This window comes from Zestosphaera sp., assembly GCA_038727705.1.
GTDB lineage: Archaea > Thermoproteota > Thermoprotei_A > Sulfolobales > NBVN01 > Zestomicrobium.
The window spans coordinates 419,884-442,223 of sequence record JAVYVJ010000001.1; the positions used below are offsets into that span (position 1 = coordinate 419,884).

20 protein-coding genes and 7 tRNA genes are annotated in these 22,340 nt (G+C 51.4%); 18 read left to right on the top strand and 9 right to left on the bottom strand.

The features are described 5' to 3' along the window. Positions 1–200 precede the first annotated feature (200 nt). From QW772_02360 to QW772_02380, 5 genes are all read left to right on the top strand, one after another. Positions 201–1,583, top strand: a complete 1,383-nt coding sequence (locus QW772_02360; GenBank protein MEM0037755.1) for a CoA-binding protein — start codon at positions 201–203, stop codon at positions 1,581–1,583. Positions 1,584–1,628: 45 nt separating this feature from the next. After that, a complete protein-coding gene (gene rpl12p / locus QW772_02365) occupies positions 1,629–1,958 on the top strand; it encodes a 50S ribosomal protein P1 (protein MEM0037756.1) in 330 nt (109 codons plus the stop codon). A 110-nt stretch (positions 1,959–2,068) separates the two neighbouring features. Continuing rightward, positions 2,069–2,557, top strand: a complete 489-nt coding sequence (locus QW772_02370; GenBank protein ID MEM0037757.1) for an Lrp/AsnC family transcriptional regulator — start codon at positions 2,069–2,071, stop codon at positions 2,555–2,557. 15 nt (positions 2,558–2,572) lie between these two features. Beyond that, positions 2,573–3,442, top strand: a complete 870-nt coding sequence (locus tag QW772_02375; protein MEM0037758.1) for a hypothetical protein — start codon at positions 2,573–2,575, stop codon at positions 3,440–3,442. Next, complete coding sequence (locus QW772_02380) at positions 3,432–4,199, top strand: radical SAM protein (GenBank protein MEM0037759.1); 768 nt, start codon at positions 3,432–3,434, stop codon at positions 4,197–4,199. The genes QW772_02375 and QW772_02380 overlap by 11 nt, the downstream gene beginning before the upstream one ends. 54 nt (positions 4,200–4,253) lie before the next feature. On the opposite strand, the gene QW772_02385 is transcribed toward QW772_02380, so the two are convergent. The 3 genes from QW772_02385 to QW772_02395 form a co-directional block, all read right to left on the bottom strand. Next, positions 4,254–5,417, bottom strand: coding sequence for a nicotinate phosphoribosyltransferase (locus QW772_02385; protein MEM0037760.1), 1,164 nt, complete (start codon positions 5,415–5,417; stop codon positions 4,254–4,256). Positions 5,418–5,448: 31 nt separating this feature from the next. Further along, positions 5,449–5,841: a hypothetical protein gene (locus QW772_02390; GenBank protein ID MEM0037761.1), complete on the bottom strand. Its 393-nt coding sequence runs from the start codon at positions 5,839–5,841 to the stop codon at positions 5,449–5,451. A 104-nt stretch (positions 5,842–5,945) separates the two neighbouring features. Continuing rightward, positions 5,946–6,467: a nitroreductase family protein gene (locus QW772_02395; GenBank protein ID MEM0037762.1), complete on the bottom strand. Its 522-nt coding sequence runs from the start codon at positions 6,465–6,467 to the stop codon at positions 5,946–5,948. A gap of 110 nt (positions 6,468–6,577) precedes the next feature. On the opposite strand from QW772_02395, the gene mgtE reads away from it, so the two are divergent. Next, positions 6,578–7,981 carry a magnesium transporter gene (gene mgtE, locus QW772_02400; protein ID MEM0037763.1) on the top strand — a complete coding sequence of 468 codons (1,404 nt, stop codon included), beginning with the start codon at positions 6,578–6,580 and terminating at the stop codon, positions 7,979–7,981. 162 nt (positions 7,982–8,143) lie between these two features. On the opposite strand, the gene QW772_02405 is transcribed toward mgtE, so the two are convergent. From QW772_02405 to QW772_02415, 3 genes are all read right to left on the bottom strand, one after another. After that, positions 8,144–8,231 (bottom strand) — tRNA-Leu (locus QW772_02405). 130 nt (positions 8,232–8,361) lie between these two features. Then, positions 8,362–8,667, bottom strand: coding sequence for a hypothetical protein (locus QW772_02410; GenBank protein MEM0037764.1), 306 nt, complete (start codon positions 8,665–8,667; stop codon positions 8,362–8,364). A 266-nt stretch (positions 8,668–8,933) separates the two neighbouring features. Further along, a tRNA-Ile gene (locus tag QW772_02415) sits at positions 8,934–9,010 on the bottom strand. A gap of 89 nt (positions 9,011–9,099) precedes the next feature. On the opposite strand from QW772_02415, the gene QW772_02420 reads away from it, so the two are divergent. The 10 genes from QW772_02420 (at position 9,100) to QW772_02465 (ending at position 18,255) form a co-directional block, all read left to right on the top strand. Beyond that, complete coding sequence (locus QW772_02420) at positions 9,100–9,693, top strand: hypothetical protein (GenBank protein ID MEM0037765.1); 594 nt, start codon at positions 9,100–9,102, stop codon at positions 9,691–9,693. A 114-nt stretch (positions 9,694–9,807) separates the two neighbouring features. Then, positions 9,808–9,904 (top strand) — tRNA-Gly (locus QW772_02425). 40 nt (positions 9,905–9,944) lie between these two features. After that, positions 9,945–10,041, top strand: a tRNA-Glu gene (locus QW772_02430). Between the two features lie 105 nt (positions 10,042–10,146). Beyond that, positions 10,147–11,277: a tryptophan--tRNA ligase gene (locus tag QW772_02435; GenBank protein ID MEM0037766.1), complete on the top strand. Its 1,131-nt coding sequence runs from the start codon at positions 10,147–10,149 to the stop codon at positions 11,275–11,277. Between the two features lie 38 nt (positions 11,278–11,315). Then, a tRNA-Ser gene (locus QW772_02440) sits at positions 11,316–11,429 on the top strand. Positions 11,430–11,619: 190 nt separating this feature from the next. Next, positions 11,620–13,170: a flippase gene (locus QW772_02445; protein ID MEM0037767.1), complete on the top strand. Its 1,551-nt coding sequence runs from the start codon at positions 11,620–11,622 to the stop codon at positions 13,168–13,170. A 139-nt stretch (positions 13,171–13,309) separates the two neighbouring features. Beyond that, entirely contained in the window at positions 13,310–14,635 is a 1,326-nt protein-coding gene (locus QW772_02450) for a BMP family ABC transporter substrate-binding protein (GenBank protein ID MEM0037768.1), read from the top strand. Between the two features lie 151 nt (positions 14,636–14,786). Then, a complete protein-coding gene (locus tag QW772_02455) occupies positions 14,787–16,268 on the top strand; it encodes an ABC transporter ATP-binding protein (GenBank protein MEM0037769.1) in 1,482 nt (493 codons plus the stop codon). Further along, a complete protein-coding gene (locus QW772_02460; GenBank protein ID MEM0037770.1) occupies positions 16,265–17,353 on the top strand; it encodes an ABC transporter permease in 1,089 nt (362 codons plus the stop codon). The genes QW772_02455 and QW772_02460 overlap by 4 nt, the downstream gene beginning before the upstream one ends. Further along, the gene (locus tag QW772_02465) at positions 17,353–18,255 is read left to right on the top strand and encodes an ABC transporter permease (protein ID MEM0037771.1); all 903 of its coding nucleotides are present in this window, start codon (positions 17,353–17,355) and stop codon (positions 18,253–18,255) included. The genes QW772_02460 and QW772_02465 overlap by 1 nt, the downstream gene beginning before the upstream one ends. A gap of 28 nt (positions 18,256–18,283) precedes the next feature. Here the strand turns inward: QW772_02465 and QW772_02470 are convergent, their stop codons facing one another. Further along, on the bottom strand, positions 18,284–19,225 hold the full coding sequence (locus QW772_02470) for a carbohydrate kinase family protein (protein ID MEM0037772.1): 942 nt from the start codon (positions 19,223–19,225) through the stop codon (positions 18,284–18,286). Between the two features lie 112 nt (positions 19,226–19,337). Between QW772_02470 and QW772_02475 the strand changes: the two genes are divergently transcribed. Continuing rightward, positions 19,338–19,889 carry a chromate transporter gene (locus QW772_02475; protein ID MEM0037773.1) on the top strand — a complete coding sequence of 184 codons (552 nt, stop codon included), beginning with the start codon at positions 19,338–19,340 and terminating at the stop codon, positions 19,887–19,889. A gap of 80 nt (positions 19,890–19,969) precedes the next feature. Here QW772_02475 and QW772_02480 read toward each other — a convergent pair. Both QW772_02480 and QW772_02485 read right to left on the bottom strand, forming a co-directional pair. Continuing rightward, positions 19,970–20,045, bottom strand: a tRNA-Ala gene (locus QW772_02480). Between the two features lie 77 nt (positions 20,046–20,122). Next, entirely contained in the window at positions 20,123–22,123 is a 2,001-nt protein-coding gene (locus QW772_02485; protein MEM0037774.1) for a molybdopterin biosynthesis protein, read from the bottom strand. Positions 22,124–22,182: 59 nt separating this feature from the next. Here QW772_02485 and QW772_02490 point away from each other — a divergent pair. Further along, positions 22,183–22,260: transfer RNA gene (locus QW772_02490), tRNA-Arg, on the top strand. Positions 22,261–22,340 lie beyond the last annotated feature (80 nt).

Here is a 22,340-nt window from a genome sequence, read left to right on the forward strand (position 1 = left end):
GCTCGCAGGCTCCACAACACCTATATGGAGCAGACGCTTGCAAGCATCAGAAACCAGAAACATGGAAAACCCAAGTAACTGAAAGAACTCAAAATAATTAGCTAGGGTTCCTCCAACTCACGTCTGCAAACATTGATTCGAGGCGCTGTAGCAATAAGCTTATTTAAGCTTAGTTTTATCTTTCTAGTGAGGGGTCATTGATGAGTGGGTTAGAAGCGCTGTTCAAGCCCAGATCCATAGCGGTGGTCGGTGCGTCGAGGCAGCCGGGCAAGATTGGGTACGAGATACTCAGGAATCTTAAGGAGTACGGGTATACGGGCAAGATATACCCGATAAATCCTCAAGCTAAGGAGATACTTGGTATTAAGGTTTACCCAAGTATCTCAGCAGTTCCGGACGAGATAGATATGGTCGTTGTTTCGGTTCCGGCGGCCATGGTTCCCGACGTTATAGATGAAGCCGGCAAGAAAGGGGCTAAGGTGGCGGTCATCATATCCTCAGGCTTCAAGGAGGTTGGCAGGCACGATCTTGAGGAGGAGGTTGTGAGAAGGGCTGGGAAGTATGGTATGAGGGTGTTAGGGCCTAATATCTTCGGTGTTGTGTACACACCTATGAGGATGAACGCGTCATTCGGTCCTAAGGACGTGATCCCCGGGAGCATAGCTTTCTTGACTCAGTCAGGCGCGTTAGGCATAGCCCTGATAGGAATGACTATAGTAGAGAAGATAGGAGTCTCTGCTATAGTCAGTATCGGGAATAAGTCGGATATAGATGATGCAGATCTGCTGGACTACCTTATAAACGATGAGGACACTAAAGTTATCTTAATATATCTTGAGGGGGTTAAGGACGGGAGGAGATTCATAGATGCGGCTCGCAAGGTTTCTACAGTCAAGCCTGTGATCGTGATTAAGGCCGGCAAGACTGAGGTCGGTGCTAAAGCGGTTGCGTCTCACACTGGCTCGCTAGCCGGCAACGTGGTCATCTACTCGTCGGTCTTCAAGCAAACCGGAATACTTGAAGCCAAGAATATTGAGGAAGCCTTCGACTGGGCTAGAACGCTCTCTTACCTGCCGGAATATAAGGGAGGAGACCTAGTGGTGGTCACTAACGGCGGCGGTGCGGGAGTGTTGGTGACGGATACCCTAGCGCTGAACGGCATCCAGCTATCATCGCCTCCCGAGACCCTGGTTAACGAGCTTAAACCTAAACTGCCGGGCTTCGCGTCGCTCGGCAATCCGATCGACGTCACGGGCATGATAACTAACGAAGGCTATGTTGACGCGGTCATGTCTGCATTACTGAACGAGCGAGTAGGAGCCGTCCTAGCTGTTTACTGCCAGACAGCGGTGACGGATCCGACGATAATCGCGGGCTCCATTGTGAGGAAGATTAAGGAGCTAGGAGGACTTCCGAAGCCTCTCGTAATATCATTCATAGGTGGTGAAGAGGTTTACTGGGCAATACAGAAGTTCAACGATGCAGGCATCCCAGCATACCCAATGCCTGAAAGGGCCGCCTCAGCTATAGCAGCCCTGATTAACTACAGCAAGACCCGCGCTAGGCTGGCTAGTAACGCTTAAAAATTCCCAATCTCATGTATATCAAGAGGTGGAAGGTGGAGGGATATGGAGTACGTGTACGCGTCACTGCTCCTTCACGCTGCCGGTAAAGAGATAAGTGAGGAGGGCATACGGAGGATCCTAGACGCTGCCGGGATTAAAGCGGATGAAGTGCGTGTTAAGATGTTAGTTGCGGCACTTAAGGAGATAAACATAGATGAGGTGTTGAGGCAGGCGACGGCTACGCCTGCAGTGGTGACTACTCCAGTAGTGGCCCCGACGCCGGCGACGACCCAAGCTCAGCAGCCCGCCCCAGCTAAGGAGGAGGCCGAGGAGGAGAAGAAAGAGGTAAGTGAAGAGGAGATAGCTGAAGGAATTTCATCGCTATTTGGCTAGAAGGTTTATAGCTTATTCCTGAAACTTTGATAATTATTATGTAACTATATTTAATATTCAATTTATAGTTATTAACCTTGGAGTGCATAGTAAGTGAGGTGTGAGGTCGTATGCGTGGAAACGCGATAAGCAAGAGGGATGCAGTAATCCTGCGTGAGCTAGCCACAAACGCGAGAACGCCAATAACTAGGATAGCTAAGATTCTCTCAATATCTGATGTCGCTGTGAAGAGGAGAATAGTTAAGCTGGAGGAGAGCGGCATTATAAAGAAGTATACGATAGTGCCTAATAACAAGAAGCTCGGTTATGATATAGTGGCTTTAATAGGGGTTAACACAAACCCTGATAAGGTTCTTGACGTGCTCCAGTCTCTTAAAGACAAAGACAATGTAACTTACATGGCGTTAACGTCCGGGGATCACGATCTCTTAGTTGAAGTGTGGGCTAAGGATTCGGAGGAATTGGCTAGGGAGATCGAGGATTTACGGAAGCTACCCGGCGTTACCAGTGTTTATCCATCAATACTCCTTGACGTTGTTAAGGAGAGGGAGCCGATACCGCAGAAATTCTTTAAGTCAGTGATCGAGGAAGGCTCTTAGAAGAGAGCCTCTCCGGTGTCTGCTACGAGGGTTGAGTTGATAGGGTTCGACAGCCTGGGCATAAGATCGATGGCTACCTTCTTGGAGACTTCAGACATAGCCCTCTTCATCGATCCAGCAGTGTCCATAGCTCCGATGAGGTATGGATTGCCCCCGCATGAAGTTGAGTTAAAGAGGTTGGAGGAGGTAGCAACCAGGATCGCTACGAGGGCTTACGAATCTGAGGTCATTGTGATCACACATTACCACTACGACCACCACGATCTCGGGGAGCTGGTCCCTATCGATATATATAAAGGTAAAACATTGTTAATTAAAGATCCAAAGAACAACATAAATTTATCTCAGCGCGTCAGAGCCTCCAAGTTTCTTAAGCGTGTCGCAGGCCTCCCAAAGGAGGTAAAAGTCGCTGACTCCAGCATCAGCACCTACGGGGGGACACGCCTCCTAATCTCGAGACCTACACCCCATGGCCCTAGCCCTAGGTTAGGCTACGTCGTCCAGGTATTTGTCGAAGACGCGGAAGGTTCAGTCCTTCACACCTCCGACGTTGAGGGTCCCGTTAACGACGATGCCCTGTCCTTCATGGTCGAGAACCCAGCGGATTTGATTATAGTCGACGGCCCTCCCACCTACCTTTTTGGGCTCAAGAGGGATGTAAGTGACCCCAATACAGCGATACTTAAGCTGTCCACCTACCTATCTCATAACGCACCTGAGTTTCTTGTGTTGGATCATCACATGCTCAGGGATTTGAACTACGGCGAGTTCTTCAGGAGGTTGTCCCCTCACTTGAGGGGCACTAAGTTATTGACTGCGGCTGAATTCATGGGCAGGGAACCCGAATTGCTTGAGGCCGGAAGGAAGGATCTTTATGGTGTCTGAGAGGTCTCTATATAACCCGCTCGAACTCTCAAAAAGCGTTGAACCTCTGGTCACTAGAGTTGTTAGGGGTCTGGTGGAGAGGAGGTACTTTAGGTTTAGGGGTGGCAGATGGTATGGAGGTACTGCTTCGGCCGATGTTATAGGATGTAATCTGAGGTGCAGATTCTGCTGGTCTTGGTATTTTAGGGATAGGTATGATCTGGGATTCTTTCTGAATCCTAACGAAGTCTTCGAAAGGTTGACTGATATAGCTTCAAAGAGGGGGTATACGTATTTAAGGCTGACCGGAGGGGAGCCGACGTTGTCGAGGGAGCATTTGAAGGGGATCCTTAAGCGTGCGGAGGATTCGAAGCTCCTCTTCATAGTTGAGACTAACGGCATTTTGCTGGGGGCTGATGCAAGTTACGTTAAGGAGCTGGCTCAGTTCAGCAACATGTATGTTAGAGTATCCTTCAAAGGCACGAACCCTCAGGAATTCACGAACCTCACTGGAGCTGGTCCTGAAGGCTTCGAGCTGCAGCTACAGGCCCTGAGGAATCTCCTGGACTCTGGGTTAGAGCCGCGCAAGGACTTCGGAGTCGCCGCCATGGTGGGCTTCAGCCCAGACGAGAGTGTGGCCAAGTTCGTCATGTTGCTGTCGGAAATAGATGAGAGGCTGACGTCCAACGTGGATTGGGAGTATGTGCTTACGTACCCCCACGTAATGGAGTTAATAGGACGCTACGGTCTGAAACCCCTCAGAACCTACAGACCCTAATGAGGTGATTGAGTCTAAAGGGTAGAAATACAGTAGGGTCTTCAGCCGCCCAGGCTAGAGGGGTTCCGGGGCTTCCCTAAGCTGATTTATGACGTAGTTCCTGATGTCTGGAGGTGAGGGTAACTCCCGGACGACCTTACCCTCCCTGATCCACTCAACCATAATGTCCTCACTACATGTCTGGGGTTTGCTGTTAAACGGCGTTATCTCGTAGTTCAGGGTGCCGCATCTCCACACTTTCTTAGCACCAGGCCACTTACCTTTCTTCGTGTGCGGGGTCCACACACCGTTGTGCTGCTTCTCAACTATGTCCATGCTCAAATCCACCGAAGGTGGGAAGGTTATGGATGTGCCAACGCCGAAGCCGTCGACAAGGCTCCTCAATTTCTTAATGGTTTCCTCGTTGAGCCCTCCACTCACGTATATTTTGACTCGCTCTTTACCAAGTACCTTTAAGGTCCACTTTATCTCTTCCACAATGGCTTTGATGTCCCCTCTTCTGCTTCTGGGGGTGTCTATCCTCACTCCGTGAAGTCTCTCGTCAAGAGCCTTAACGGCTTCAACAGTTGAGAATCTCTCGTCATTATATGTGTCCACAAGGGCTATCCTAGGCACATCGGGCTCGACGACCTCGTCGAAGGCCTTCCAGGCAGCCACCTCGTCGTCGAACATGAGTATCAACGCGTGAGGCATGGTGCCAGAGGGCTTAACTCCCAGCGTCTCTGCGTTAAAAGCTCCAGACACTCCGTCCATCCCGCCTATGTAGGCGGCCCTATCAAGCATGGGGTGAATCGCAGGATGAGCACTCCTTAGACCGAAGTAGAAGAAGGTCTTATCCAGGGCCAGTCTCTTGAACCTAGCCGCCTTAGTGACCACTGATGTATAGTGTCTTAAAATGCCGAGGAGAGGGGTCTCGAACTCGCACATATCGTAGTAGTTGCCTTCAACCACCATGACCGGGGTGTTCTCGCCTATCAATGTGCCTTCAGGGAGCGAGTATACTGTCAGGGGCCTGCCCTCGAGCAGGTGGATGGCTTCCTCAAGCCCCGCATACACCGCCCACTGGTAGCCCTCAGGCAGGTTCAGAACATGTACCTCCATCCTAACCCTTAAACCCTCTAGACCCTTGGCCTTTATGATTCTCTTGGTTCTGACGAAGTAGATGTCGGTTATCTTACCGCTCAGTATGTCCTCCTCCCTCGCTATATAGAATCTCACATCACCCACCAAAAAACATGAGAAGAAAACTTTAAAACCGTTTCCCTCTACGGTCTAATACCCACTTCACCAGCTCCTCAGCAGTCTCAGCACTTATGATGCCGAATTCAACTAAGTCATCCACATGTTCTGAGAAGTTATCGATACGGATGAACTGGATGAAGTCCTCACCCACTTCAGCCACGTGCTCCTCTAGGATTGTGTATTCAATGTACTTCCCCCCGCTGGTTTGGATGGAGTAGGTCGGTAGTCCGATTGCGTCAAAGTAAGTTCTGATGATGCAGTACTCACATCCCTCGTACAGGGTCTCCTCCCTCAACCTCAGCACGTCCTCCTCACGTTCGTCTCTGCAGAACCCCTTGCAGGAGCTGAGCAACTCCCGTACCTCGTTAAGTATTCCTCCCTCCACTTCCTCCAACCTCAAGCTCTCTCACCTACCCTCAGAAGCTCTGAACCTTATGTTAGTAATCTGCTTGAACGATAATATTACCTAGGATACTGAAAAGCCGCCTTCCAGGACAGGGAGGCTCACCTGCCCAGCATTGAGCCATATCTCTCTAGGTAGACGATCTCACCCACGTCTTTTCTCTTCCTCGGCTCCGGTTGCTCGGCCGGCCAACCTATCGCAAAGAGCGCTATCGGGATGTAGTTAGGCGGCACGTCGGCAAATCTGCGTAGCTCCTCCACATTCCTTAACGTCTGGATCCAGACAGCGCCCAAACCTGCGCAGTGCAACGCAAGCCAGAAGTACATTGCGGCAAGTGATGCGTCAACCATGTATGATGTCGGCGACTCTTCCGTGTTCGCGAGGACTAACACAGCTGCCTTAGCGTTGGACAGTGGTCTAGCGTGCTGGAGTATCTTGGAGAGCTCTTTAAGTCTTCCCGCATCACGTATTATGATGAATCTCCAGGGTTGACTGTTGCGCGCGCTGGGCGCATACCTAGCTACGTCGATGGCCTTCAGTAGGGCCTCTAGAGGCACTTCCTCTTCTTTAAAGACTCTCACGCTCCTCCGCGTGAGGAGGAATTCAGTGCATGTCTCACGCATCTTTATCAGACCCTTGATGTAGGTGTGGGTATTATTTTAAAGTTTTCAAGAGAAAGTCCTGTGTGGTGGATGTTTGTGAGTTTTATAAGACTTACGCGCCTCTAGTCTTGGTGTGGACGTTGTTAAGTGTGGAGCTCTCAGAGATCCTGGAGAGGGTTGAGGAGCTGGTTGAGGGGGGCGACATAGCTGCTCTGAAGAATTTTTTAAGTGGTTTGGACCCGCACGTAATTAAGGACGTCTTGGAACGGCTAGAGCCCAGCTTGAGGAGTAAGATAATACCTCACATCCCTCTGCTGAGTATGAGTTCCGTCATATCCAAGTTTAGTGAGGACTTGCTGCATGAGATAGCGTCTCTGAAGGGCATAGACGAATTAATTGAGTTGATTGGCAGGATCCCTATAGATGAGGCCGTTGACTTAATTCAGAAGCTACCTCCTAAGGTAGCTGCCAAGACCCTTAACGCACTGCCTGTTCAGAAGGCAAGGGAGATCTCGGAGTTACTTAAGTACCCCCCTGAGAGTGTTGGAGGCATCATGACTACGAGAATACCTATCTTCAGAGCCGTAGCAGTGGTTGATGAGGTGGTCAGGGAGTACATAGCTAGGGAGAGTGCTGGAGCTTACGACAAGCACAGCTACCTGTATGCGGTGGATGAGGGGGGTAAGCTGGTCGGGTGGATCGAGGTCAAGGCACTTCTGACTAAGCCGAGGAGTAAGTTACTCAGGGATGTTGTTAGTAAGCCCCCGGCAACCGTTAACGCAATATCTGACCGTGAAGTAGCTGCCAAGCTTGCCGTAACTTACGATGTGGTCGAGCTACCGGTCGTGAATGGGGAGGGGAAGTTATTGGGGATCGTCACCCTGGATGACGTACTCGACGTTGCCATAGCCGAGTTCTCCGAGGACTTGGTTAAGTTCGGCGGCTTCACGGACGTTATCAAAGGCAGTTACATGAGTGCTGACATAAAGTCGATCCTCACTCGTAGAGTTCCCCCTATATTATTCCTCTACTTAATGAATGCCATAACTGGAAGCATCGTGGCGTCCTTTGTTGGGATCATTGAGAGGGTGGCGGTGCTCGCGGCATTCTTGCCAATGCTCTCGGACAACTCAGGCAATATAGGGTCTCAAGCATCGACCTTCATAATAAGGAGTCTCGCCCTAGGTGAGGTGAAGCCTAAAGACGTCCTCAAGATACTCCGCAAGGAAGTCCTAACCTCGTTAGCCATGGCTTCAATACTGCTTCCAGTAGCTTTCGCCATCGCCTTCACAATAACTTGGTTCTTCTACAGCGGGGAACTGCTTCACGCCCTATACGTAGGGCTAGTAGTCGGCACAGCCCTCCTAGTCTCAATGCTCCTGGCGGACGTCATCGGAGCTCTGTTGCCGGTCGCCCTAGCAAAATACCGTGTGGATCCAGCAGGAGTCTCAGCACCCTTAATAACGACCATAGGTGACATAGTGACATCAGTAACTTACTTCACAATAGCCATGTACATCCTGGTCTCAACCTAACATAAGGAAGCAGGTAATCAGCCAAATTCAGCGTTAAATCAATCTACGAGAGTAGCAAGCTCTGCAAATCGAACAGTGTTAAACCACCTGCTAGGAGATGCCCGCAGGCTTAGTGAGTGATTCCTGGCGAAGGCAAACGTTAACGAGGCAATGAATAAGCTCTGGTGCGGGGGGTGGGATTCGAACCCACGCAGGCCTACGCCAGCGGGTCTTAAGCCCGCCCCCTTTGACCGAGCTCGGGCACCCCCGCAACCATACATTTAATCATACCGAAACTTAAATCTTTAGGTGCTCTCAGCGGTGGTTCTCTGAAATCCTGTCCTTTATGGTAAGGGACGTTCTACTAGAAGAATAACGTGGAATCCTTGTGGCTTGGACAGTTAAGGCCGCTTCTCAAGTAGCTCCTTAAGTTTGTTTGAGAATTCTTTGCGGTTGTTTAAGAGTAGCGCAGTAGGCTCATTGGTTAGTTCAGGCTTATCGACCTCCAGGAGAACAGAGCGAATGTACGTCTTTGCGATGAGCTCTACTGTTGAGGGGTTCCCGTATAATTGCTCCAGTAAATACCTCAACTTCTCTGGCTCATCAATCAAGAGATCCACATAACCTCTGTCCGTAGCCCTGCGGCAGGCGAGTTCCAACACGTTAAACACACCTGGAAATTTATCCCTCATGTAGTTCCTAATCACTTGGTCCAGCTTACCTCTACTTATGGCCAGGGCTGTGCACCCCTAAGAAGGTTTGAAAGTCTTAAACGTTGCACAGAAGTGACTCTGACTTCCAACCACCTTTAGAGATATAGCGAATTAGTCCGCGGCCGGCACCTCGTGTATGAGGTTAGGAAGCACCAGCTACTTTATCCCCTCTGTAGAGCTTAGTCATACATCCACACCGCATACGGTCCGATGTGTGACCTCCATGGTTATCGATAACTTAATGGGGAATCTAGGGAATGTGGTGGGCCCGCGGGGATTCGAACCCCGGACCTCCCGGTTATCAGCCGGGCGCTCCACCATGCTGAGCTACGGGCCCTATTGAAGTGTGTCTTAACGATTTAAAAATCTTGCGTCCAGTAACCTAGTCAAGCCCTCCGCTCTAGGAGTATGCTAGGTGCTCAGGTTTTGCTATATAGGTTTTTAATCTACCTCAGCATGTTTCTCCTGGTGGCTTGGATGGGTTTAGAGGGGTTCCTACTGATTCTTGCCGGTGTATTCATATCGTTCTGGGGGCAGTTCTTCGTGAGGCTGGCTGTTGCCTTAGTCTCAGGGGTGTGGCTCGGTTGGCTTGCGTCAGCTTTAGTGACTAACTATTTGAGGGGCTTCGTACCTACCGCCTTCATCATCGGATTACTAGTGTTTCTAGTGTTTTTCATCGCTGGCTTCCTTAAACACAGAATTACTGCTGCCTTCCTCATAAGCGCGGTAGTGACTTACTACACGCCTGTGAGGGCTTTGCTCGCTATGTCGTTGGGCATCACTCTCTCTGGAGTGGGGGAGGTTGTAGTGAAGCTCCTGTTGTTCACAGCCTCCCTGATTCTGGTTTACAATCTCTTCAAGCTGTTGATAGGTCTTATAACCTCGTCCTTAGGCTCCCTTCTCTTCTATGCTGGGTTGGCGGTGTTGGAGGTGCCGCAAACAATAGCCCTAATGGCTTCTATGGTCTTATTTCTCATGTCACTTACTTGGTACTTACTCAAACGCGAGAGAAAGCTCTAAGGAACTCGCCTGCGATGGATTGCCAGGAGTGAGGGGAGATGCGGGATTAGGGACTGTGTAAGGGATGATGACACTGAGGAAAACTTAATAATCCCTACCGACCTAATCTTATTGGCGGCGGTCGTCTAGCCTGGATTAGGACGCCGGCCTGCCATGAGTGGTCCACGCGGAGCGCCGGAGATCCCGGGTTCGAATCCCGGCCGCCGCACCAGGTACATCCTTATAAGCTCTTGTTTTATTTTTGTTTTGGCGCCGCGGTAGTATAGCCCGGTCAAGTATGCGGGCCTTTCGAGCAACGTTAGGCGTGGAAAGCCCGTGACCCGGGTTCGAATCCCGGCCGCGGCACCAACACCAAACTCCAGACGAGTCCTCACAGCCTCAGCATCAGGCTGGCTGCTTCGTGATGGCCTTTTCATAAGGTTATGCTTATAAGGGTGATGGGTCTATTTCTGTGTGGTGGTGCCTATTGTGGCGTTTAGGATAGACCCGTGGTCTTCGGAGGGCGTGAGGGATTATGAGAAGCTGTTCTCTTATTTCGGCATGAGGCCCTTCAACGAGGTCATTCCTCAACTGGAGCTCTACGGCGTGATGCCGCTGCCCATCAGGAGGGGTGCGGTTATAGGGCACAGGGACTTCGAGAAGGTTCTAAACGCCCTTAAGACTGGCGAGAGATTCGCCCTACTGACGGGGTTGATGCCCTCCGGTAAAATGCATTTAGGCCACAAGATGCTCATAGATCAGATCATATACTACCAAAGTCTGGGAGCGGAGATATTCTTAGCTATAGCTGACGTCGAGGCTTACGGAGTCAGGAAACTCTCCAGGGAGGAGGTCATCAACATAGCTCTTGAGGAGTACGTCGCTAACTACTTGGCACTAGGTCTGAGGAGTGAGGGACTCCGCATATACTTCCAGTCAAACTACAGGAAAGAGTACTATAGGCTGATACAGCTCTTCGCTAAGAAAATCACGATGGCTGAGTTAGAGGCCATATACGGTGAGGATCTAGAGCCAGCTAAAATAGTTGCGGTGCTGACTCAGGCAGCCGACATACTTCACCCAGAGCTACCCCACTTCGGAGGCTTCAAGACGGTCCTAGTCCCTGTAGGGGTTGATCAGGACCCGCATTTAAGACTGACCAGAGACATAGCCGACAGATTCAATGAGGAGTTGGGCTTCACCAGGCCCGCCTCAACATACCATAAGTTCCTAAGCGGGCTTACAGGAGGTAAGATGAGCTCCTCAAAGCCAGAGACCTTCATCGCACTGTCAGACCCTCCCGAGGAATCCGTGGGTAAGCTGATGAGAGCCTTCACCGGCGGCAGGGCGACGGCGGAAGAGCAGCGGAAGCTGGGCGGTGAGCCAGATAAATGCCCGATCTTCGAGCTGAACTCCATGCATCTCGTGCCAGATGATGGTGAGCTAAGCAAGGTCTACGGGAACTGCAGAAGCGGGTCGATGTTGTGCGGTGAATGCAAGTTAGCGACGGCGGAGAGGCTCAAGAAATTCCTTGAAGAACACCAGGAGAAGCTGGGCAAGATGATCGAGCTAGCTAAGACGTTGGTTGAAGTACCTGACTTCTAAAACAAAAACTTAATTAGACGGAAACGTCTACTTAATTGGCCGGGGTGCCCGAGCGGTCCAAGGGGGTGGGCTCGAGTCAAGTCCGGCATTAGAGGCAAGAGACCCACTGCCCCCGACGGGGCACGCGGGTTCAAATCCCGCCCCCGGCGCCACGGGAGTTCTTTGAACCCGCTGACGTGCGCTAGTCAAAGATGGTAGTGATGAACAAACCCGATCCTCAGGGCTGAGAGGGAATCAGAAGTACGACTTCAGGGTGAGCGTGTCATTAGTGGCTCTAACTTTTAATATGGGCTCCCTAAGTTATTCACGGAAGGCAAGTTGTCAGAGGATTTCGATAGGTTGTTGGTCAGGACGTCTCGGGATACTCTGGTAGTGTTTGCCGGCAACTTCCTCTCAACGCTGTTCTTAGCTCTCTCAGCTATAGTCGTGGCGAGGATACTGCTACCTGAGAACTACGGCGTGTACTCAGTCTCCCTGACGGCCTCTAACGTGTTGCTCCTACTTACAGACTTCGGCGTCGACTCAGCGTTGGTCAAGTACGTGTCTAAGTTCAAGGCTGTTGGGAGGGATGATAGAGTGAGTGAAGTTGTGCACAGGGGCTTACTACTTAAGCTATCGATAGCGACCACCGTCTCACTTGTTAACTACCTGTTCGCCGGTCAGCTGTCTGCTGCTCTGACGGGGAGACCTGAGCTGAGCGAATACGTTAGATTGACGGCCTTTCTTACTTTCGCTATAACCATCCTCAATACCTCCCTCGCGGCGTTCAGCGCGTTAGGAAGGATGAAGTCAAGGTCCTTCATCACTGTCCTGCAGTCCCTCATCAAGTTGTGCTTAAGCCCTCTGCTTGTCGTCATCGGCTTAGGCGTTTCAGGCGCTATAATTGGGCACGTTATCAGCTACGTGTTAGCCTGCGTTGCAGGGGTTGTTATGTTATTCAGGTATGTGGGACCGGCAGGACGCCGTGAAAGGATTGTGGGGGCTCTTGACCTGATCAAGTTCGGCCTACCCCTTTATATGTCAGGTCTGTTTACAGCGTCGTTGCAGAGGATTCAGTACGTCATGCTTGCCAGGGTTGCCACGAACGTTGAACTAGGTAACGTCCAAGCCGCTAATCAATTCATCTCCCTAATAGGGCTTACGGTAACCCCGTTCTCGATAACGCTATTCCCTGCCTTCTCAAGGCTGGAGGCCAGGGGCGGCTTAAGCGGGATTAAAAGCTTCTTCAATAAAATACTGAAGTACATGGTCATATTCACAGTCCACATCACCCTAATGATCAGCGTCTTCTCAACCGATGTGGTGAGGCTCATCTACGGTAGGTCCTACACAACAGCGCCGTACTACCTAACCCTAATATCTCTAGGGTACCTGTACTCACCGTTCTCAACCTCTCTGAGCGCCATGCTGAGCGGTCTTGGAAGAACTAAGGACTTGATGTACTCGTCCCTCCTCCAGTTCCTCGTAATGCTCCCAGCGAGTTACGTCCTCATAGAGATTCTTGGCCCTACAGGCTACGTCACAGCCCTGTCGGTCTCCGGCATCCCGACGCTCCTCTACCTCCTCTGCACCACCAGTAAGTTAGGTGTTCAGGCTGACTGGAGGTCGGTCTTTAACATATACATCTCCTCCTTATGTTCAGTTCTGCTGGCGGCCCTGCTTTACGCACCGATTAACAACTACATCGTAAGGTTCTTCGCCGAGACGCTCACCTCCCTAACTCTCTTCATGCTACTACTAGCGTTTACTGGAGGCTACACTCGAGACGATAACAAGTTCCTGAGCGAGTCCTTCACGCCAATACCCTTTATAGGTAAGGTCATAGCAGCGCTTCTGTATGTGGAGGATAGGTTCCTCAGTCTGAGGGAGAAACGCTTTAAAGAGAGAAAGTGAGATCCACTCTTGAAATCGTGGGGATGGGTTGATGGCTTTACCTCCCTCCTTGGAATCCCGCCTCTAAGGGCAGAAGGGAAGTTGGGCCTCAGCCACTTTTAAGCCGGTTTCCTGAATATTATTTGAGGTGTAAACTCAAGTGCATTGCTGTTCGAAAGGCATTTCCAAGACTTTTGCTCTAGTGATTATCGTCCTGTTGATTGTAATAGGAGCGAGCATATGGCTACTGATACCCCAGCTAACGCCTACTCCTACTACAACACCGACCACGCCTAAACCGACGACGCCCACAACGCCTGCGACGACGCCCCCGAAGCTCACGAAGATATGCATAGTGTATGATGTCGGCGGGAGGGGGGATCTCAGCTTCAACGACATGGCATACCTAGGCGGTGATAGAGCTGCCAAGGAGTTCGGCTTAGTGCTCACAGAATTGCAGAGCAGGTCTGAAGCGGACTATCTACCCAACCTAAGGACCCTGGCACGCGCAGGGGACTGCCTACTCATTGTAGGCGTAGGCTTCCTGCTGACGAATGCCGTGAGTCAGGTGTCTTCAGAGTATCCTAACCAGCTCTTCGCTATAATCGACGGCGTCGTGGAGAACCGAAGTAATGTGTTGAGCGTCCTCTTCAAGGAACATGAGGGAAGCGCTGTAGTGGGTGCGTTGGCCGCGATGCTCGCAGCACATTACAATAGAACCACGGTCGGCGTCGTGCTGGGTATGGAGATCCCGGTTCTCTACAAGTTCGAGGCCGGCTACTACTGGGGTATAAGATACGGCGAGCAGATATACAAACAGAAGACAGGCAAGGACGTTAATGTGAAGATTCTGTACACTTACACAGGCTCCTTCAACGACCCTGGAAAGGGCAAGACTGCTACCGATGCCATGCTTGGAGAGGGTGCTGTGGTCGTGTATAACGTGGCCGGCGCTACTGGGTTAGGGATTTTTGAGGCAGTGGCTGAGGCTGGCTCCAGGGCCGGGAGGACTACGGGGCCGCCCTTCGCCATAGGGGTTGACGCTGACCAAGACTATATAAAGCCAGGCTTCATAATAGCGTCGATGATGAAGAGGGTTGACGTAGGTGTCTACACAGCCGCTAAGAAAGCCCTGAACTACCTGGTGCACAAGAACGTGACAAAGTATGGCGGGATTCTAGAGTTAGGCATTGCTGAAGGCGGTATAGCCATGAGCCGTGTGGAGGATTTGGAGACGTTCTTAACGTTAGGTATCCAGGCAGGGACCGTCAAGGCCGAGGACAAGGACAAGATCCTAAACGCTGTCAACTCCATGAGGAACTCAGTACCATCATGGATTTGGGAGGAGGCATACAAGTTGCAGGAGACACTTAAGACGAACAAATCACTGGCTACGAGGGGGGTCAAATTCTCGGACATAGAATCTAAGATACCGTTCACGGCGGAGTCTATAGCTGAGGTCAGAAAAGCTCTAGGCGTGACTTAAGCTAAGAGGGTTCAGACGGGTCTTTTTCCATAAAAATCCACGGGGTCTCCTCGGTCTTAAGCCTTTTAAACGGATTCTATGTTCTTTCTTTAGGTCGGGTGGAGTGCAAAATACCGCAACCCATAACGAGGCGGGCGAGCACTTAGTTTTAATGAAGAGCATAACGAAGATATACCCGGACGGCACCGTCGCCTTGAGGGGAGTTGATTTCTCAGTAAGACGTGGTGAGATTCATGGCCTCTTAGGTGAAAACGGTGCAGGGAAGACCACATTAATGAAGATTCTGGCCGGGATCCTTAAACCCACCTCAGGCTCCATATACGTTAAGGGAAGGAAGGTCAGGTTCTCGGCCGCTGCTGATGCACTCAAACTTGGTGTCGGCATGGTTCATCAGAATCTTTCGCTAGTTCCCTCCTTCACCGCGTATGAAAACATCGTCTTGGGACTGCCGAGTGAGCGACTTTCAAATGCGGGGGAGAAAATTGATGGTCTTATGGCCATGAGTGGTTTGAAAATCCCCCTCAACGTTCCCGTGGAGGAGCTGTCCTTCGGCGTCAGGCAGAAAGTGGAGATTCTTAAGATGCTCTATAGGGATGTTGAAGTTTTAATTCTCGACGAGCCCACGACTAACCTCACCTTAACGGAGATTAAGGAGCTGTTCAGCATGGTAAGCAGGCTCAAGGAAAAAGGGCGATCCGTAGTCTTCATAACCCATAAGTTGCGTGAGGTCCTCGAGATTGCGGACAGAATCACGGTCTTGAGGAGGGGTAGGGTAGTAGGTGAGGTCCTTCGTAAAGATGCCAGCTTAAACCTCCTAGCACGCTTGATGGTGGGGAGGGAGGTCGTTCCCGCGCTCTCTAAACCTCCCGTCACTGTAGGTAAGGATCTACTCGTCGTTAGGGATTTATGGATTCGCAGTGACTTAGGCACTTGGGCTGTTAAGGGGGTCTCCTTCAGCGTCAGGGAGGGCGAGGTCTTCGGGATCGCCGGTGTTGAGGGGAACGGTCAGAAGGAGCTTGTGGAGGGTTTAACAGGTCTGAGGAGGGTGGAGAAGGGCGAGGTCATATTTGATGGACGCAGAGTCGAAAACCTGACTCCGTCAAAACTGTACAGCATGGGTGTTGCCCACATTCCTGAGGACAGAGCCGCGGCGGGGTTGATCATGGACTTCACGGTGAGTGAGAACAGCGTTCTAGGAATACATCGTTCTAGAGGCTTTCTAGGACCGTTGGGCACCATCCTATGGGGTAATGTAGTCAAGCACGCTTCCGGGTTGATAGAGAGGTTCAGCATAGTCGTGCCAAGCGTTTCCTCACCGGTCAAGTTCCTTAGCGGCGGCAATCAGCAGAAGTTGGTGGTTGCTCGTGAAATCTCTAAAGAACCGTCGTTGATAGTGGCAGCGCAGCCAACGAGAGGTCTCGACATTTCAGCTACCGAATATATAAGGTCCCTCCTTCTGCGGTTGAGGGGGGAGGGTAAGGCGGTCCTCCTAATATCCTCAGACCTTGAGGAGGTGCTTCAGCTGAGCGACAGGGTCGCGGTTATGTATGAGGGTACTTTCATAGGGGTAAAGCACGTCAGTGAGTTGACTGAGGAGAAGCTCGGCCTAATGTTAGGGGGTGTTAATGTTTGAGGAGGGAGTTTATTAAGGAGGTATGTGTTAAGGCAGGTAATGTGTTTGTAGCGATGGTTGTCGGCCTTACCATAGGAGGTCTCATCATGCAGGCCTACGGGTACGATGCGTTGCACGCTTACTACAGCCTATTCACGCATGCGTTCGGAAACCCGCTCGTGGATGCATATCCTCTGTCGACTACATTAAGTTACGCTACGCCCCTAATATTTACGGGACTGGCCTTCGCCGTCAGCGTCAGGTCAGGGCTCTTCAACATAGGGGTTGAGAGTTCGGTGTATCTCGGCGCTCTCGGGCTCGTGATGACTTCCGGCATGCTTAAGGTTGACTCACCCTTGGTTTTGATTGTAGGTGTCTTAACGAGTTTAGGATTGAGTGTCTCCTTCTCGCTGATCGCCGCGTTCCTGAAGGTGTATAGGGGGGTCCATGAAGTCATAACCACGATAATGATTAACTGGATTGCTTTCTGGTTGGTCGAGTACGTGAGGGTTAACGTGTTTCCTGACCCCAAGGATGCGTCGAAGACTGTTGCAGTGCCTGTCAGCGCGCGCATACCGCTACTCTTCACCGGTACTGAGCTGTCAGCTTCTTTAATTATAGCTATAACTGCTGCTTTAATCACGTACTTCATTCTGTGGTACACGGTGCTGGGGTATGAGTTACGGGCTGTCGGAACCAGCCTAGCCGCCGCTAAATATGCTGGAATGAAGACATCCCAGTTGATGATCATCTCTTTCGTTTTCAGTGCCGTGCTGGGGTCTCTAGCAGGTATAGGTGAGGTTGCGGGCAGGCCGCCGCATTACTCAATAACGACCGGCCTCTCAAATATAGCAGGTCTGGGCTTTGATGGAATAGCGGTCTCTCTGATAGGGCTTAACCACCCGGTGGCGATAATCCTTGCGTCAATGCTGGTGGGTGCGCTGAACGCAGGCGTTAGAGGCATGCAGATAGAGGCTAGGGTGCCCTTCGAGCTGGTTAGGCTGGTTCAAGGTGTGATAGTGATTTCTTTAGCGATGCCTGGGGTGATAAATATCATACGTAAGTACGTAGGCATCCGACGACGCGGTAAGGAGGTGTTGAGTTGATGAGTTCCGTCATGAACGTCATAATTAACCTGCTGGTCTCAACTTCTTACGCCATGACGCCCCTGACGCTGACTGCGGTCGGCGAGATAGTTGCTGAGAGAGCGGGGATAGTGAACATAGGTCTTGAGGGAATGATTAGTGTTTCGGCATTGGTTTCTGTGGCGGTCGCGACCTACACCCTCAACCCGTGGTTGGGGGTGTTGGCGGGCGTGGGGGCTGGAGCGTTGATAGGGCTTATCCACGGCCTGATATCAGCGTACGGTAAGGGGGCCCAGATCGTATCGGGTGTTGGGATAAACATATTCGCGCTCGGCTTCGTCCCCTACATGATAATAGCCCTCTGGGGCGTCGCTGGGTACAAGCAGGTCCCCGAGGCCGGCAGGGTGCCTAGGATTGCAGGCTTAGTAAGCCCCATCTTCATCCTGTGTGTGCTGCTCGCAGTATTTACGCACTACTTACTCTTCAGAACTGGTTTTGGGCTTAAGTTGAGGGCTCTGGGTGAGGAGCCTCAGGCAGCTGATACGTTAGGGATTCATGTGGAGAGGCTGCAGTTAATAGCCACCGTATATGGAGGAGCCCTGGCAGGCCTTGCGGGCGCCTTCATGAGTCTAGACTGGTTGGGAACGATAACCAAGGAGATAGCTGCCGGGAGAGGCTTCATATCGCTGGCTCTAGTGGTCTTCAGCAATTGGAAACCGCTTCTAGCTTTGGTTGGGGGTGTGTTGTTCGGATCCTCATGGGCTGTGACTGAATGGTTTAAGATCCTGCCAGGAGTTAAAGACGTTATTCCAGTCACGTTAATAAATACCTTACCCTACATAGTGACGCTCGCGGCGGTGGCCGGCATCATAGGGAAGGCTAAACCGCCCAGAAAGAGCGGCGTTCCGTACCTAAGGGAATAGCCCTGCCGTAAGCATTGAGGGGGATCATTTAAGCGTCGCTCCAGAGGTCTTTCAGTGCGTCAAGAATCTCAGGGCCGGCCGGCAATCTCCTATCACCCTTCCTACCACACTTATACGCGGCTAATGCGTTGGAGATTCTTAACACCTTACGTAACTCTAATCCCTTTAGAGTGCCGTAGATGAATCCTGCGTTGAAGACATCGCCCGCACCGGTGCAGTCCACCGCCTCAACGGGTGGTGCCCTCTCTCTCAGGACCTCGCTATCTGTTAGTGCTAATGAGCCTTCGGCCCCCATCTTAACCACGACGGTTTCCGGCTTCAGTAACTTACGTATTCTGCGAGCACCTTCCACCACGTCGTTAAGACCTGTGAGCGATTTCATCTCCTCCGTATTCATGAAGACGTGCTCGGCAAGTCCTTCAATGAGCTTTAGTCTTTCCTCGTTGCTGAAAGCAATCCCTTCCAGGTCCACACTCCTTGAGATACGTAACTCGCCAGCCCTCCTGAGAACCTCTATTGCCGCCCTACCTCCATCAATGTTCAGGAGCATGTATCCTGAGACATGCGCGTGCCTAGCGTCCTCTAAGGAGGTTAGGTCATGCGTTGAGAGGGCTGTATGGCTGTTGGCCCCTCTGAAGCTCAGCAGTGCTCTGCTCCCGTCAGGTAGAACTAAAACTACCACTAGACCCGTGCTCACCCCGCTCACCACCTTCACCCCGCTAACGTCAAGCATCAGGTTCCTCAACCCTTCCAGAAGCTTCATTCCAAGGAAGTCATTACCGACACTTCCAACTAGGTACGGATTAAGTCCTAAATCGCGCATTGCCGCACTCATATTGTATCCAACGCCCCCCAGTAGGGTCCTTATGTCCTTGACTTGAATGTCTGTGTCGGGTCTGGGTAGCTTGCCCACAAACAGGACTAAATCCACATTCAAGTCGCCTAGCAGGAAGACATCCCACTTCGGCATAAAGAGCCGCCACCCATAACCTACGCAACGTATCTAATATTTCCTAAGCGAACGACAACGATGTGGTGCGAAAGCATTAAAACTCCTCGAGACGTAGGTTTTTGGTGGTTGCATGAACATGCTCCTTGATCTGTTTCTGGAGTTTCTTAAGATAGGGTTCTTCATGTTTGGAGGGGGTTACGGTGGCCTAGCCCTCCTTCATAAGGAGATGGTTGAAATGAGGGGCTGGCTGACCGACGAAGAGTTCGTCAACATATTAGGTATTGCTGAGAGCACTCCAGGCCCGGTAGCTGTGAACATGGCTACCTTCATAGGTTATAGGGTCTACGGAGTCCCTGGATCTGCTATAGCAACTCTTGGCGTGGTGCTTCCGGCCTACGCTATTATCCTAGGGATCGTGATGGGCTTATCACGGTACTTCGAAAACCCGGCAGTTAAGACTGTTCTAAGAGGAATAAACGCTGCTGTTGTAGCTCTAATATTAGTAGCCCTCATTAAGGTAGGTCATACCGTGCTTATCCGGGATGGTCTAGTGGGACCCGTAGAGCTTAGCATATTCATCATTGCCTTCGCCACAGTCATGGTTCTCAAGCAACACCCCATCGTAGCCATCACAACCTCAATCATGTTAAGTCTGATGCTAAAGTACATGCTGGGTGTGTGATTCACCACCTGAAATAGGCGCACTTTGCATGGTGAGTTCATGAAAATTCTCTCAACGAATTCATTAACGAACGATTATCATGGTGGACCGGCCGGGATTTGAACCCGGGGCCTCCGCCGTGCGAGGGCGGCGCTCTTCCAGCTGAGCTACCGGCCCACAATACATATCTCTTGGCTAATTATTTAAAGCTTTGTCATGCGTGAGAATAACGATCATAATCGTGTGCGCAGTTTTTAAGTCTCTGCCGGGAATATGGTTCTGCCCGTATCTTCGTGTGGTTTATATCCCAGGTACTTACACACTAGATTCCTCACCTCCTCGCTGCCCAGTAATTTAAGTGTCCTAGAGATTGCATGCTTGCTAATACTGTCTCTACGCACAACTATATCGTATATCTCCTCACCCACTTTAAGAAATTCTAACCCGTATATGGCGGCCGCGTGCCTCACTCCAACACCCACATCAGCTCTTCCCTGCAACACAGCCACCGCGACGCCCGTGTGTGTTCTAGCCTCATTTAGATAGCCTCTAACGACCCTGGGTATGTCTTCATGCTTCATGCCAAACTCATCCGCGGACTTCCTCAGGTTGATGTCAATAAGCGCTCTGGTACCCGACCCCCTATTTCGGTTAATGAAAACCACGTCCTCTCTAAAGAGGTCCTTGAAGGACGTTATGTTTTTAGGGTTACCCTTAGGCAGTATGAAGCCTACCTCCCTAACCCACCCTCTAATCACCATAACATCCTTTGCTAACCCTAACTTCCTGACGTACGGCACGTTATATTCGCCGCTCTCCTCATCCAGCATATGCGTGCCGCACAAGTCGGCCTCCCCCCTGCCGACAGCTAGGAGACCTCCGAGCGACCCCGCGTTGATGACTTTATAGTTAGGGGTCTCCGCAGCTAAGCGCATTAACTCCTCAACAACATAGTCATGACTACCTATGAAAACGAATTCCGGGGGACTCCAATACCTCCTGAATAGCTTGACCCTGACCTCACTCCCTTCAGTCAAGGCGATGCAGTCCTCAGGCACCTCCACGAACCCATCCGTATAAGTCATCACTCTTATAGACCCTGAGGGAACTTGAACTGGGTGAGCTATTAAGGAGCCCTGTCTCTCGATTAGGGCTACAGGAACTAGGGTGGACCTCCCCCTAACGCCTAGGACCCTCTGAGCAATCCTAGCCCTGACCTCCAGCTCCAGATAATTAGGCGGCAGACCAGCAAGCCTTGATATGACGGGTGCCACGACCGACCTGAATATCATGGCCGCCGACAGCGGGAAGCCGGGTAAGCCGAATACGAGCTTCCCGTTAATGACCGCCACTATGGTCGGCTTGCCTGGCTTGACCTTCAGGCCATGTATAACTATCCCCGGCTCCCCCAGACTGTCAATCACTCTGTAAGTTAGATCCTCAACCCCTGCAGACGTGCCCCCCGCGGTAAGGACCACATCATTCTCCCTCAGAGCGCTCTCTAGAACCTCCCTCAGAGCGCTCTCGTCGTCAGGCGCTATACCGTAGAACTTAGGGATTGCACTGAGCTCCATCAACAATGGGATCACGTAGTGTGAAGTCACTTCAAACACGCTATAGTCTTGAAGTGGGTGTTTCTCCACGTCCAGCAACTCAGAACCCACCGACACCACGCCTACCTTAGGCCTCACGTACACCCTAACCCTGCCGACCCCGGCCGCCGCCAGCGACGCCAGCTCCGCAGGCCCCAACACAGTCCCCCTGCGTAGCAGCAGCTCACCCTTCATGATGTCGGAACCTGTCTTAGCCACGTTCTCCCCCGGCGTTACTGAGGTGTAGACGTACACGTAATCGCCCAGCTTCTTGCTATACTCAACCATCACAACGGAGTCAGCGCCTCTCGGAATTGCAGCACCCGTATCCACCTCAACCGCGTCCCCCTCACCGACCTCGATGATGGGGGTCCCCCCAATCTTAACCGAGCCCTTGAGCCTTAGTTTGGCAGGCGCGTCCTCCTCAACACCGATTAGGGAGGAGGAGAGGAGGGCATATCCATCAACTTCAGACCTGTCGAACGGCGGGTGGTCGTGAAGCGCGTACGTATCCTCGGCAAGAACTCTACCTACAGCCTCACGCAGACTAACACACTCAGCCCCCAGAGGGTCCAACCTCACGTAAGAGGAAATAACTTCAATGACCCCACTAATAGTGAAGAGTTCGTGAAAGATCTTCCTCACACCAACATCACCTGACACTACCGTCTAGAACGTCATAAAAACACTTAAATAACTCACTGCGAAATAAGACTTGAGCTGGGCCCGTAGCTCAGCTAGGATAGAGCGCCGGCCTCCTAAGCCGGAAGTCGGGGGTTCAAATCCCCCCGGGCCCGCCACACCTCCTTTCACTCCATGAAGAATTCACGGGCCTCGTCTTCCATAATAATGGCAATGTGGAAGTAGTATGACATGAGTA

Excerpts from the sequence above, each read along its gene's own strand:
- QW772_02360 (MEM0037755.1), top strand. The coding sequence starts at position 201 with ATGAGTGGGTTAGAAGCGCTGTTCAAGCCCAGATCCATAGCGGTGGTC.
- rpl12p (MEM0037756.1), top strand. The coding sequence starts at position 1,629 with ATGGAGTACGTGTACGCGTCACTGCTCCTTCACGCTGCCGGTAAAGAG.
- QW772_02370 (MEM0037757.1), top strand. The coding sequence starts at position 2,069 with ATGCGTGGAAACGCGATAAGCAAGAGGGATGCAGTAATCCTGCGTGAG.
- QW772_02380 (MEM0037759.1), top strand. The coding sequence starts at position 3,432 with ATGGTGTCTGAGAGGTCTCTATATAACCCGCTCGAACTCTCAAAAAGC.
- QW772_02395 (MEM0037762.1), bottom strand. The coding sequence starts at position 6,467 with ATGCGTGAGACATGCACTGAATTCCTCCTCACGCGGAGGAGCGTGAGA.
- QW772_02455 (MEM0037769.1), top strand. The coding sequence starts at position 14,787 with ATGAAGAGCATAACGAAGATATACCCGGACGGCACCGTCGCCTTGAGG.
- QW772_02465 (MEM0037771.1), top strand. The coding sequence starts at position 17,353 with ATGAGTTCCGTCATGAACGTCATAATTAACCTGCTGGTCTCAACTTCT.
- QW772_02470 (MEM0037772.1), bottom strand. The coding sequence starts at position 19,225 with ATGCCGAAGTGGGATGTCTTCCTGCTAGGCGACTTGAATGTGGATTTA.
- QW772_02475 (MEM0037773.1), top strand. The coding sequence starts at position 19,338 with ATGAACATGCTCCTTGATCTGTTTCTGGAGTTTCTTAAGATAGGGTTC.